This is a genomic window from Spirillospora sp. NPDC046719, assembly GCF_040645715.1.
Classification (GTDB): domain Bacteria; phylum Actinomycetota; class Actinomycetes; order Streptosporangiales; family Streptosporangiaceae; genus Spirillospora.
Genome location: NZ_JBEYYT010000285.1, coordinates 1 through 12,481, shown reverse-complemented (window position 1 = coordinate 12,481; position 12,481 = coordinate 1). Strand labels below are relative to the sequence as shown.

General features: G+C 75.0%; 12 protein-coding genes and 1 pseudogene. 5 read left to right on the top strand and 8 right to left on the bottom strand.

Going from position 1 to position 12,481, the window contains the following annotated elements:
* The 3 genes and pseudogenes from ABZ914_RS34860 to ABZ914_RS34850 all read right to left on the bottom strand — a co-directional run.
* A pseudogene (locus ABZ914_RS34860) lies at positions 1-182 on the bottom strand (hypothetical protein); the annotation flags it as partial.
* Positions 183-248: 66 nt separating this feature from the next.
* Positions 249-974 (bottom strand): anti-sigma factor family protein, encoded by a 726-nt coding sequence (locus tag ABZ914_RS34855; protein WP_500198485.1) that lies wholly within the window; start codon positions 972-974, stop codon positions 249-251.
* Positions 971-1,576: a sigma-70 family RNA polymerase sigma factor gene (locus tag ABZ914_RS34850; protein ID WP_151545513.1), complete on the bottom strand. Its 606-nt coding sequence runs from the start codon at positions 1,574-1,576 to the stop codon at positions 971-973. Before ABZ914_RS34850 ends, ABZ914_RS34855 begins: the two co-directional genes overlap by 4 nt.
* Before the next feature lie 405 nt (positions 1,577-1,981).
* Between ABZ914_RS34850 and ABZ914_RS34845 the strand changes: the two genes are divergently transcribed.
* Both ABZ914_RS34845 and ABZ914_RS34840 read left to right on the top strand, forming a co-directional pair.
* Positions 1,982-2,692 (top strand): hypothetical protein, encoded by a 711-nt coding sequence (locus ABZ914_RS34845; protein WP_347256793.1) that lies wholly within the window; start codon positions 1,982-1,984, stop codon positions 2,690-2,692.
* An 83-nt stretch (positions 2,693-2,775) separates the two neighbouring features.
* The gene (locus tag ABZ914_RS34840) at positions 2,776-3,204 is read left to right on the top strand and encodes a PPOX class F420-dependent oxidoreductase (RefSeq protein ID WP_500198484.1); all 429 of its coding nucleotides are present in this window, start codon (positions 2,776-2,778) and stop codon (positions 3,202-3,204) included.
* Between the two features lie 66 nt (positions 3,205-3,270).
* Here ABZ914_RS34840 and ABZ914_RS34835 read toward each other — a convergent pair whose 3' ends face one another.
* Both ABZ914_RS34835 and ABZ914_RS34830 read right to left on the bottom strand, forming a co-directional pair.
* Positions 3,271-3,987, bottom strand: a complete 717-nt coding sequence (locus ABZ914_RS34835; RefSeq protein ID WP_500198483.1) for an SDR family oxidoreductase — start codon at positions 3,985-3,987, stop codon at positions 3,271-3,273.
* Between the two features lie 115 nt (positions 3,988-4,102).
* On the bottom strand, positions 4,103-4,879 hold the full coding sequence (locus ABZ914_RS34830; protein ID WP_500198481.1) for a class I SAM-dependent methyltransferase: 777 nt from the start codon (positions 4,877-4,879) through the stop codon (positions 4,103-4,105).
* Positions 4,880-4,976: 97 nt separating this feature from the next.
* Between ABZ914_RS34830 and ABZ914_RS34825 the strand changes: the two genes are divergently transcribed.
* The 3 genes from ABZ914_RS34825 to ABZ914_RS34815 all read left to right on the top strand — a co-directional run bounded on the left by ABZ914_RS34825 (position 4,977) and on the right by ABZ914_RS34815 (position 8,250).
* Positions 4,977-5,513, top strand: coding sequence for a CGNR zinc finger domain-containing protein (locus ABZ914_RS34825; RefSeq protein WP_500198480.1), 537 nt, complete (start codon positions 4,977-4,979; stop codon positions 5,511-5,513).
* A gap of 142 nt (positions 5,514-5,655) precedes the next feature.
* Complete coding sequence (locus ABZ914_RS34820; RefSeq protein ID WP_500198478.1) at positions 5,656-7,686, top strand: CehA/McbA family metallohydrolase; 2,031 nt, start codon at positions 5,656-5,658, stop codon at positions 7,684-7,686.
* Between the two features lie 105 nt (positions 7,687-7,791).
* Positions 7,792-8,250, top strand: coding sequence for an SRPBCC family protein (locus tag ABZ914_RS34815; protein ID WP_500198477.1), 459 nt, complete (start codon positions 7,792-7,794; stop codon positions 8,248-8,250).
* Positions 8,251-8,348: 98 nt separating this feature from the next.
* Here the strand turns inward: ABZ914_RS34815 and ABZ914_RS34810 are convergent, their stop codons facing one another.
* From ABZ914_RS34810 to ABZ914_RS34800, 3 genes are all read right to left on the bottom strand, one after another.
* The gene (locus tag ABZ914_RS34810) at positions 8,349-10,811 is read right to left on the bottom strand and encodes a GMC oxidoreductase (RefSeq protein WP_500198476.1); all 2,463 of its coding nucleotides are present in this window, start codon (positions 10,809-10,811) and stop codon (positions 8,349-8,351) included.
* A 1-nt stretch (position 10,812) separates the two neighbouring features.
* Positions 10,813-11,907, bottom strand: a complete 1,095-nt coding sequence (locus ABZ914_RS34805) for an alpha/beta hydrolase (protein ID WP_500198474.1) — start codon at positions 11,905-11,907, stop codon at positions 10,813-10,815.
* Positions 11,908-12,116: 209 nt separating this feature from the next.
* A partial coding sequence (locus ABZ914_RS34800; RefSeq protein ID WP_500198473.1) for a LuxR C-terminal-related transcriptional regulator occupies positions 12,117-12,481 on the bottom strand: 365 nt, incomplete at its 5' end.

The following is a 12,481-nucleotide window of genomic DNA, read 5'->3' as shown; positions in this document are numbered from 1 at the left end:
CGGCCCGCCTCGTGCGGGGCGGCGGCCTCCAACGTCCCGAGCTGCGCGGACGTCCACACCTCGGCCTGCAGCGCGCCGGGCAGCGCGGGCAGCGCGTCCGCCTCCCGGACGAACGCCGCGTAGACCTCGCGGAGGCCGGGAAGCATCAGCCGCGGGCCGGGGGACGGTCGGGTCCTGCTCATCCGACCAGCCTAGGGGACGCGCCTCCGTGGTCCCCGTCACGCCGCCCCAGGCCGGGCGGGCCGGGGTCAGGCGGGGACGGTGAGCAGCGTCCGCCCGCCGGGGCCGATCGTGCGGACCTCGAAGCGCCTGATGTCGGCGGGCTTGACCGCGGCGCCGCCCTGCACGGTCAGCCGCGGCTGCGGCGAGCCGGGCAGGCCGTACCCCTTGGCGGGGACGGACCAGCCGGCGACGGTGTGGGCGCGGCCCGCGCCGTCCACCGCGACGAGCTCGCACTCCAGCGGCCCGCGGACCTTGCTGAGCTGCAGCGCGACCCGGCTGCCCCACGGGGTCCCCTGCGTCGCGACGGTCCCGGACGCCCCCGTCCCCGCGTCGGAGGCGGCCGTCCGGTGCCCATCGCGCAGCAGCGCGGCGGCGCCGTCGGACGCCCCCGACGCGCGCGCGGGAGCGGGGGACCGGTCGGCGCCGACGGTGTACCCGGTGCCGAGCGCGCCGGCCAGCAGGACGAGCCCGGCGGCGGCGCCCACCAGCGTCCGCGCCGTGCGGCCGCGGCGCTCGCGGCGGATGCGGCGGTGCAGCAGCTCGGGCACCGGCGCCGGCTCGGGCAGGCCGCCCGGCGCCTCGGCGATCGGGCCGATGCCGTCCAGGGTCGCGGCGACGCCGCTGAGCGCGGCCAGCTCCTCGTGGCACGGCAGGCAGGACGACAGGTGCGCCTCGAACGCGCGCCGGTCCGGCTCCTCCAGCAGGCCGAGGGCGTAGGCGCCGACGTCGACGTGCGCGGCGGGCGCGGTCATGGCGTCACGCCCCTCTCCTCCAGGGCGACCCGCAGCGCCCGGAGCGCGTAGTAGACCCGCGACTTCACGGTCCCGACCGGGATGCCGAGGTGCCGGGCGGCCTCGTTCACCGACCGGTCCCGGAAGAACGTCTCGTTGAGCACCTCGCGGTGCGCGGGCGACAGCGCGAGCAGGGCCTCGGATACGACGACGGAGCGCAGCAGGTCCTCCAGCCCGTCGGGGACGCGCATGTTCTCCAGCGGCCCCTCGCCCGCCTCCTGCGGGCGGGCGTTCTTGCGGCGCTGGTCGTCGATGACGATCCGGCGCGCGACGGTCGCGAGCCACGGCAGCAGCGACGCCGCGTTCTCGTCGAGCTGGTGCGCGCTGCGCCAGGCGCGGATCATGGTCTCCTGCACCACGTCCTCGGCCCAGTGCCGGTCGCCGCCGGTGAGCCGCAGCACGAACGACAGCAGCGGCCGGCCGTACACCCGGTACAGCTCGGTCACGATCACCTGGTCGTCGACCGCGCCGGCGGGCCGCGGGCCGCGGAACCAGCTCCAGGGACCGGACGCGGCGGGAGGGCGGGCGCGGGACGGCGCCGCGGTGGACGATCTGTTGGCCATCGTGCTCTCCGGCGGGTGCGGGGGCGGGGACGCGGCGCGGGGGACGGTGCGCGGTGCGCCGGGTGTCGCGTCGGGAGGCAGTACGCGACGGGGGCGACGGCCGGTTCAAGAGGTGCCGGAAACGGCATCGGACCGCCGGCCGCGCTGGCCGTTTTGCGGTGAATATTCCGGTAGCGCCCTTGCTTGTTCGCTAGGTATTACTTACTTGAGGGCGCCGACGGCGCCGCCGTCCCGTCCAAGTGACCGGAAACGACGTCACACGAGAGCGGAGGAGGCGACGCACGACCCACCTTTGCCATCCGGACGACCGCGGCGATCCTCCATCAGGCAACACTCACTCCACAGTGGAGCGAATGCGGGGCAACCGGCCCTCTATTTGCTCGGAGGACGAGGGGCGGATTCGGAGTGGAAGGGAACGAGCGACACGCGCTGCACTACCGCCTGCTCATGGCGGTGGACATCCAGGGGTACAGCAAGCGGGACACCAGCGAGCAGCTGCTCGCCCAGCGCCAGCTGTCGGAGGCGCTCGACCGCGCCGCGCGCGGCGTCGGGCTCGACCGGTCCCGCTGGGACAAGCAGGTCGGCGGCGACGGCGAGCTGGCCACGCTCCCGGACGGGATCGACCCCGCGCCGGTGGCGGGCGACTTCCCCATCGGGCTCGCGGGCGCGCTGCGCGACATCAACCGCGCGGCGGCCGAGGCGGGCGCCCGGTTCCGGCTGCGGGTGCGGCTCTCGCTGCACCACGGCACGCTGACCGCCGGGCCGTTCGGGCCCGCCGGCGACGCGCCCATCGTCGTCCAGCGGCTGCTGGACGCGGGGCCGCTGCGCCGCCTGCTGTCCGCCGACCCCGAGCGCGACCTGGCCTACGTGGTCTCGGACTCGCTCTTCGACGACGTCGTGCGGACGGGGTTCTGCGCGCTGCGCCCGGACGCGTTCCAGGCGGTCAAGGTCACCGCCAAGGGCGCGGTGTTCCGCGGCCACATCCTCACCGACCGGACCGCGCTCGCCCCCGCCGGCGGCACCGGCGGCGAGAGCGGCGGGAGCGGCGGGCCGGGCGGCGAGGGGCCGGCCGACGACGCCCGGGTGTTCGACTTCCCGGCGCTGGCGGCGCGCTGACGTGTCCGGGACCGTCCTCCGGGAAGTGATCGGAACCGGGCGCGGTTGTGCCCTGGAGACGATCACGACCCGGGAGGCGGACGATGGCGGACGACACGGCACTGGTGAAACTGCTGCAGGAGCGGGACCTCGGCGTGCTGGCCACGCTCAAGCGGGACGGGCGGCCCCAGCTGTCCAACGTCAACTACCACTTCGACGCGGACTCCCGGCTGATCCGCGTCTCGATCACCGCCGACCGGGCCAAGGCCCGCAACCTGCGCCGCGACCCGCGGGCGAGCCTGCACGTCAGCGCGCCGGACGGCTGGTCGTACGCGGTCGCCGAGGGCACCGCGGAGCTGACCGCGGTGGCCGCCGACCCGCACGACGCGGCGGTGGAGGAGCTCGTCGACGTGTACCGCGCCATCCGCGGCGAGCACCCCGACTGGGACGAGTACCGGCGGGTGATGGTGCAGGACGGGCGGCTGGTCGTCAAGCTGCACGTCGAGCACCTGTACGGGATGGCCCGCTCCTGACGCCGCGGGGCCGGGGGCGCGCGCCGCACCCCCGGCCCCTTGCGTCCGAGGCATCCGGGGCTCCCGTCAGTGCACCTGGCCGGACGGCCGCAGCACGACGGAGTTGACCTCGACGCCCGCCGGCTGCGCCAGCGCCCACACGATGGACTCCGCGACGTTGTCCGCCGTCATGACGGGCCCGTCGGGCACGCCGTCCTGCCGGGAGTCCCAGAACGGCGACTCGACCCGTCCCGGCGAGACCAGCGTGACGCCGACGCCCGAGCCGGTGACGAGCACCCGGAGGTTCTCCGCCAGCGCCGTCACCGCGAACTTGGTCACCGAGTAGAAGTTGCCGGGCGTGTTCTTCACGCCCGCGGTGCTGCCGACCAGCACGATCCGGCCGCCGGTCATGCGCAGGGCGGGCAGCGCCGCCCTGACCAGCAGCGCCGGGCCGAGCACGTTGGTCAGCAGCATCTCCCGCCACCGCTCGGGGTCGCCGTTCGCCAGGTCGTCGTGGGTGGAGAACCCCGCGTTGGCGACCACGTGGTCCAGCCGCCCGAACGCGGCGACCGTCCCGTCCACCGCCGCGCCGACCGCCTCGGGGTCGGACGCGTCGCCGGGGAAGGTCAGCAGGGCGTCCCCGGCGCCGGCGTCGGCGGCGAACGCCTTCAGCCGGTCCTCGCCGCGCCCGGTGATCGCGACGCGGTGGCCGCGGCCGAGCAGGATCCGGGTGGTGGCCGCGCCGATCCCGCTGCCGCCGCCGGTGACCAGGGTGACCGGGGCGCCGTCCGCCGATGTGCTCATCGTGGGTCCTCATCCTCATCGTGGTGCCGCCGCCGGTGCGGCGGACGCGGACGATCATGAGCGTACGGCGCGCCGCCGCGTCCGGACCAGCGGGCGCGCCCCCGCCGCCCGCCGCTCAGCCGGCGAGGAGGGCGGCGAGCACGCGGTTGTCGCCGTGCTGCCAGAGGGTGCCGACCTCGGCGAACCCGGCCGCGCGCAGCGCGTCGGCGTGCGCGGACAGCAGCCGCGACGGCGAGCCGTGGTGGCCGGTCACCTCCTCGCCGCTCGCGCCGCGCAGCTCGGCGAAGGCGGGGTCGGCGCCGATCGCCTCCCACCACTCGGCCCAGTTCTCGGGGCGGGCGCCGGCGGCGTGGCGGGCCCGCTTGCGCTCGCGCAGCGCGGTGTCCAGCCCGGCGAGGCCGGGCGTGACGTCGTCGACCTGCAGCTCGTCGCCGTTGAGGAACAGCCCGCCGGGCCGCAGCAGGGTGGCCAGCTCGGAGTAGACGACCCGCAGCCCGGCGGGGGAGATCCAGTGCAGCGCGGTGGTGGAGACGGCGGCGTCGGCCTGCCGGGGCAGCCGCAGCCGGGCCGCCCAGCCGGGCTCGCGCAGGTCGAGCGCGGTGAACGCGATGCCGTCGCGGCCGGCGTGCACGGCGCGGCCGAGCGACAGCAGGAGCGGGTCGGTGTCGATGGCGACGACGGTGGCGCCGGGGATCCGGTCCAGGATCCGGCCGGCGAGGGAGCCGGGGCCGCAGCCGAGGTCCAGCACGAGCGGGTCGGGCCGGCCGGCGGCGGCCTCGACGGCGTCGATCATCGCGGTGAAGCGCTCCTCGCGGTCGGGCACGTAGCCCTCCTGCTGGGCGTCCCAGCGCGCGATCCAGGTGCCGGCGGTCTCCTGGTCGAGCAGCGTCATGACCCCTCCTGTGACTGTCATGTAGCCTTTGGACAGTTACACGCTAAACCGGGAAGGCGTAACTGGTCAAGTGAACTTCAACAGTCACACTGATGGCGTGGTGGCGGACACCGTCGCGCTGGTCAACGAGCTGACCGAGGGGGAGAGCCGCGGGCGCCCGCACCCGGTGCCCGACCCCGTCGCCGCGGGCGAGGCGTTCCTGGAGCGGGCCGGCTGGCCGCGCAGGCTCACCGCCGAGCAGGCCGCGGAGCTGGCCGCCGTCGCCCGCGAGCTGCGCGCCGTCTTCGAGGCCGTCACCGCCGGCGACCTCGACGACGCCGCCGAGCGGGTCAACCGCCTGCTGGAGGAGACGCAGGCCAGGCCCCGCCTGGAGCGCCACGACGGGGAGCCCTGGCACGTGCACTTCCACGGCGTCGGCGACACCATCACCGCCGACTGGGGCGCGTCGTGCGCCACCGGCCTCGCCGTCGTCCTCGGCGGGGAGCTGTACGACCGGCTCGGCGTGTGCACCGCGCCGCACTGCGACCGCGTGTACGTCGACACCTCGCGCAACGGCAAGCGCCGGTTCTGCTCGACCGCCTGCCAGAACCGCGTCAAGACGGCCGCGTTCCGTGCGCGCGCGCACACGACGTGACCGCCGTGGAGCATGATCCATACACCCGGTGGTGCATTCCCTCGCTCGCGGTTGCGGCCGCCGCACCGGGGCCGGATGCGGACCCTAGGCGGCGCACCGGTTCCGTGTAACGCTGGCGGTCCCCCACCACCGGGAGACGACGATGTGCGACGCCGACCCGCCGGTACCGCCCGCGGTGGCGCGGGCGCTGGAGGAGTACCGCGAGCTCCTGCACGAGCACGGCCCGACCTGGGGAGAGCCCGCCAACGGCTTCGTCCGGCAGATCGAGACGAGCGCCTTCCTGCTGGACGAGGCCGACTTCTGGATGGCCGGCCTCCAGCGGCTCCTGGCGCGGTACCCGGACGCCACGGCGGAGGAGATCGACGCGCGCGTGCCCGAACTCGTCGCCGCCGAGGTCGTCCGCGACGCCCTCGCCGGCCGGGTGCTGGACAACCTCGCCGCGCTGCGCCTCACCCCGGACGGCGCGTCGCTCGAGAGCGTCCCCCGGGCCCTGCCCGACGGGCGGGAGCTGCGCACCACGCTGCTCATCGACTCCTCGCGCACCGCGCCCGCCACCGTCCGCGTGGACGGCGCCGACCACGACATCCCGCCCGGCGGCGTCCGGCTCGTCCCCATCACCTCGGGAAGCATCGTCACCGCCGACGGCACGCCGATCGCGCTCGACGGGCTGGTCAGGCGCGTCCCCACCGGACGGCTGCGGCTGCGCGCCGGGACCCCGTGCCGCTGGACGGTGATCGGCGCCGACGGCCAGGGCTGGTACCCCGCCGGCGCCCCCGAGCGGATCGACGCGCACCGCGCCCCCTACTTCCACGGCGACGACCTCGTCCTCGACGTCCCCGCCGAGCCGCTGACCGTCCGCGTCACCCGCGGCATGGAGCACGGCACGGTGGAGAAGGCCGTCACCCCGGAGGCGGGCGCGGAGACCCTCGTCGAGATCGCCCCGGAGCGGCTCTACGACGCGGCCGCCAGGGGCTGGTACGGCGGCGACATGCACGTCCACATGAACTGGACGGGCGACACCGTCGGGACGCCCGCGCAGGCCGCCGCCGTCCAGCGGGGCGAGGACCTGCACGTCCTCAACCTCGTCGCCGGGAACGTGGCGGGCGAGCGCGTCTACGACCGCGAGGCCCTGGAGCACTGGGCCGGCGACGACCTGCCCTGGTCCGACGCGACCCACCTCGCCCGGCTCGGCGTCGAGTACCGCAACGACCTGCTCGGCCACCTGTACGCGTTCGGCGTGGACGCGCCGCCCGGCCGCTACCACACCGGGTTCGCCGGCGCCCCCGACTGGCCGCCGAACGGGGAGGGCTACCGCGAGCTGCGCGAACGCGGCGCGCTCATGGGGTACAGCCACCCGTTCCACCTCCCGGCGGACGACGGCGACCCGCCCGCCGCGCTGCTGACCGCCGGCCGCAACTGCTCGGCCCGCGAGATCGTCGCCGACGCCGCGCTCGGCCTCGTCGACACCCTCGACGTCGTCAACCACTCCTCGATCCAGGCCACCGCCGTCATGTACCGGCGGCTCCTCGGCGCCGGCAACCGGCTGGCCGCCACCGCCGGGACGGACGCGATGCTGTCGTTCCAGCGGCGCGGCAACCAGTCCAGCCCGCCCGGCTGGGGACGCGTATACGCCCGCGTCGACGGCCCCCTCACCGCCGCGTCGTTCGCGGAGGCCGTCCGGCGCGGCCGCACCTTCGCCACCACCGGCCCCTGGCTGGAGCTGGAGGTGGACGGGCACGGCCCCGGCGACGTCCTCGACCTCGCGCCCGGCGACCGCGTCACCGCGACGGCCCGGACCGTCGGACCCGAGGTCGCGAGCGTCCAGCTGCGGACCGCCGACGGCGTCCTCGCCGAAGGCCCGCCCGGCGAGGTCACCGCCGAGCTCACCGTCGGCCGCCCCACCTACCTCGTCGCCGTCGCGGCGGGGCCGCCGCACCCGCGGTCGATGAGCCGCGGTGGCGCGTTCGCCCACACCAGCCCCGTCCACCTGCACGTGGACGACAGGCCCGCGGCCCGCGAGGACGACCTGCGCTGGTGCCTGGACTACCTCGACGGCCTGGAGGACATGATCCGCCGAGCCGCCCGCCTCGACGGCCCCGGGCAGCTCGCCGGCCACCTCGACCTCCTCGACCGCGCCCGCGCCGTCTACCGGACCCGGCTCGCCGGAACGTGAGCCCGGCTCGCCGGAACGTGAGCCCGGCTCGCCGGGCGCGGAAGGGCTTGTGCGCCGGTACCCGGCTGGCTACCGTGCGGTAGTCACGACGGGGAAAGGCCCACCATGCCCTACGAGATCGAGGCGACCGCCGCCACCACCGCCGCGCCCGACGAGATCTTCCGGCACCTCGCCGTGCCCGAGGCGTGGGGCGCCTGGGGCAGGTTCCCGACCGCCGCCAAGCAGACCCGCAAGGGCGACACCACCACCTACGGCGTCGGCGCGGTCAAGTCGATCTGGCCCGCCGCCGAGCAGACCGTCGCCTACGAGCCCCACGCCCACTTCGCCTACATCGCGCTCAAGGGCCTGCCCGTCCGCCACTACCGCTGCGACGTGTACCTCGACCAGCGCGGCACCGGCACGTTCATCCGCTGGCACTCCCGCTTCGAGCCGCTGGTCCCGGGCACCGGCGCTGCGCTGCGCCTCGGCCTGAAGGCCATGATCGACGCCTTCGCCCGCTGGCTGCCCGCGCACGCCGAGCACTGCCCGCCCGACTGCCCCGCCCGCCGCGCCGGCGACCTCTGACGCCTCCCCCCCCGGCGGACGGGGCGCGGAGAAAAAGGTGCAGGCCGAGAGCACCCCGCAGTTCCCTCGGCCTGCACGTTCGAGCCCCCCTCGGGAGATCAGCCCGGATGATCCGGGCCGTACACCTCCCACAGCTCCCCGGCGAAGAACCGGCCGAAGCGCAGCAGCGTCTCCAGGCCGTCCGGGCCGGACGTGCGGAAGGTCGTCAGCTGCCGCGCGAAGTCCGACAGCTGGATGTGCAGGACGCCCGCCCCCGCGACCGGCGCCCCGTCCTCCGCCTCCTCCGGGACGTGCCCCTCCAGCAGCCGCACGTACAGCGTGGAGGTGTCCGGCCAGATCCGCGTCGGCGGACCGTGCAGGACGTTCTTGTGCCCCGCGAGGGTCAGCGGGCGCCCCGCCCCGTCGGTGAAGTACAGCCGGTACTTCATCAGCCGGCGGTCCTCCCCGCCGTCGGGGACGAACAGGTTGAACCACCCCCGCTCCACCTCGCGGCGCCCCCCGTGCCCCGTCGCGTCGACCCACCCCTCGGCCGTCGCGGTGTGGCCCGGCTCGTCCAGGAACCGGTCCACGTCGTGCGCGGTGATCGTCAGCCGGAACGCCAGCGGGATCCGCCCGTCGGCCAGCTCCCCGATCCGCGCGTCGCGCTCCCCGAAGGTGATGAACCCCTTCATCTCCTCGGTGAACGACAGCGACGTACGGCCGGGCGCCGCGGCGGACGGTCCCCCCGGACCTCCGCGGCTCCCCGAGCCCTGGCCGTACGCCGAGTCGCGCCCCGCCCCGTCCGGCGAGCCGGCACCCCCGGCCGGCTCGGCCCCCGTGTCGGACGGGACGGTCCCCGCACCCTCCGGCCCGCCCGCGCCCCCGCGGCCGGGCAGGTCCTCCAGCAGCCGCGTCGCCAGCCGGTCGGCCTGCGCGGCGATCGTCAGCGAGGGGTTCGGGCCCACCGGACCCGGCATCGCCGCCCCGTCGGCGATGTACAGGCCCGGGAACCCGAACACCTCGCCGAAGGCGTCGCAGACGCCCTCGCCCGGGTGCGCCCCCATCGGGGCGCCGCCCAGCGGATGCACCGTGACGATCCGCTTGCGGAACCACATCGGGTTGTCGGCGTAGTGCGCGCCGAGCACGTCCGCGATGCCCTGCATGGTCTTGCGGACGCGGGTGAACAGCGCCTCGCTGGTCTCGGTCGTCCAGTCCGCGGCGAGCCGGCCGCCCTTGAGGCGCAGCCGCCCGTCCGCGGTGTCGCGGCCCATGCCGAGCAGCGGCAGCGAGCTCACCGTCAGCGCCCCGTCCCCGATCAGCTCGGAGATCTCCTTGGACAGGTTGGTGTCCGGCGCGTCCTTGAAGAACTCGGTGAAGCGGCCCCACAGGAACTTCACCGCGCGCTCGATCTCGTGGCCGGTGTCGAAGCCCTGCACGATCCAGTCGGCGAACGCCGGGTAGCCGCCGTCCTCGATGTAGGCGCCGCGGCCCGCGCCGGGCACCCCGTCCACCTCGTCCGGCAGCCGGATCGCGGTGGTGATCACCGGGCCGCGCGCGGCGTCCAGCGGCCGGACCCGGTTGCGGTCCTTGGCGTTCAGCAGGAACGTCAGCAGGTCGCCGTTGCCGCTGAACCGGCTGCCGAGCGCCTCGCTCAGCCCCGGGAACGCCTCCCGCGACCTCAGCAGCAGGAACGTCGTCCCGTAGGTGCCGGCGCCGAGGATCAGCCGGTCGCAGGAGATCGTCGCGACCCGCGGCCGCCGCGCCTCGGCGGTGAGGTCGGCGTGGTGGACGTAGTCGACCTCGTACCCGCCGCCCGGCCGCGGCCGGATCGCCTTCACCTCGTGGGAGGTGCGGATGTCGGCGCCGTGGTGCGCCGCCGCCGACAGGTAGGTGTGGTCGAGGCTGTTCTTGGCGCCCTCGTTGCAGCCGATGTCGCACTCGCCGCACAGCCGGCACGTCCGCCGCCCGATTCCGTGGAGGTTGCCGTAGGCGGGGTCGGCGATCGGCAGGCTGATCCCGGGCGTGCCGCCCGGGCGGTCGGCGAAGCTCACCGCCAGCGGCGGCAGCGTGATGTCCAGGCCCAGTTCGGCCGCCGCGTCCTGCATCGCGTGCGTCTTCGGGGTGTCGTCGAACGGCGCCCGGTCCAGCGGGTACGGCGTCGCGCCCAGCATCCGCTCGACCGCGTCGTAGTGCGGGTCGAGGTCGGCGCGGGAGATCGGCCACGACTCGTACCCGCCGCCGCGCATCGGCTGGTCGTGCACGAACCAGTGCTCGTCCTTGCGCAGCAGCACGTTCGCGTAGATCAGCGACCCGCCGCCGAGACCGGAGGACACGACCGAGTCGCAGCCCTCGAAGCTCCACACGTCGAACATCCCGTACAGCCCGGCGGCCGGGTCCCAGAACGCGCGGCCCATCTGCGCGGGGGAGCGGGGGAAGCTGCCCGGCGGGTACGGCTGCCCGCGCTCCAGCAGCACCACCTGCCGCCCGGCCTCCGCCAGCCGGTACGCGGTCACCGAGCCGCCGAACCCGGAGCCGACGACGACGGTGTCGGCGTGCTCGACGCTCTCGCGGGGGGCGCCCATGTCAGCCCGCCTTCCGCTTCAGGAAGTCCAGCACCCGCGGGAACACCTCGGCGGCGGACTGGGCGCCCATGAACGGGTCCTGGTGGCCGTATCCGGGGAGGATCTCCAGCTCGTGCAGGCCCGGCGCGACCCGTTCGAGCGTGCGGTGGCAGACGATGTTGGAGTCGGTGAACACGTGGTTGCGGTCTCCGGTGAGGAACAGGATCGGGGTCGTGACGTCCGCGGCGCCCGACAGGTAGTCGGCGGGCAGTCCGGCGTGGCGGGGGTCGCGCGGGTCGTACTTCACGGCGCGGCCGGCCTTCACCATCCTGTGGACGTGCCGGTAGTAGTGGACGCCGACGGCGCCGAACAGGTCCGGCAGCCGGCCGTGCGTGACCGGGGACATCTTCGCGTGCGTGAAGATCGGCTTGCCGCCGCCCCACATGAAGCTGAGCATGTGGCAGGCGGGCTCGTCGCAGGCCGAGTGGAACGGCCCGACCGCCTTGGCGATCATCCAGCCGCGGGTCAGCACCGGCGCGGCGCCGAACCGCGGGTCGAGGTGCGACGGGCCGAGCACGTACTCCAGCACCGCCGGCCCGTACCCGAGCTTGATCTTCGACCAGCGCGACGTCCGCGGCGTCAGCGCGACGCTGTTGCAGGTCAGGCTGGCGATGCCGGTGACCGTGCCGGCGAACACCGCCATCGCGAACGACACCGACCCGAGGCAGTGCGAGATCACGTGCACCCGGCGGCCGTCCCCGATGTGCCGGCGCAGCTCGGCGATCGCCGCCGGATGGTCGTACTGGGCGACGTCGTCGAGGGTGTAGCGGTGCGTCTCGGCGTCGTAAGGGAACCGGCCGCTCATCCGGAAGTCGAGCGCCCAGACGTCCCCGAAGCCGGAGTCGTGCAGGAAGTTCACCAGGTTCTCGTGCTCCGGCATGATGTACATGTCGCTGGAGGTCGTGAGCCCGTGCACCAGCAGCACGACGTCGTCGCTGTCGGCGCGGCGGAACCGGGTGAGGTTCAGGCCCAGCCCGTCCTCGGTCGCGAAGGGGTGCACGGAGACCTCGGCGTCGGCGACGCCCGCGAGCGTGAAGCGCGCGATCCGCTGGTCCATGGCATTTCCCTCCGGCTTCCTGACGCCCCAACCTTGCCAAACGCGGCCGTCCGCCCGGCATCGTGGAGAACCCGTACTTACGTGTGATGGGGGACGGGGGGTCCCGTATGACTACGTACGTGCATTAAGAGGCCCGGCGGGCGCCGCCGGTTCACCGTCGTCTCGCGTTCGTCAGGCGGGTAAGGGCCGCGGTGCCGGCCGCCGCCGGTTCATCCGGGCCGGTTCATGGCGGTCGCGACGCCGACGCGGGACGGGACGCCGATCTTGGCGAAGACGCGGGACAGGTGCGTCTCGACGGTGCGGACGCTGAGGTACAGCCGCTCGGCGATCTGCTGGTTGCTGCATCCCTCGGCGACGAGCAGCGCGATCTCGTGCTCGCGCGGCGACAGCCCGAACGGCAGCTCGTCCTTGCCGGCGCCCTTGCCGCGGCCCTTGGCGGGGGCGGTGCGGGCGCCGCCCGGCACCCGGACGCCGAGCCGCCGCTGCTCCCGGACGGCCTGCGCGTGCAGCCCGCGCATCCCGCACTCCTCGAAGACCTCGACCGCGGCGCGCAGCCGCTCGCGGGCCTCGCCGG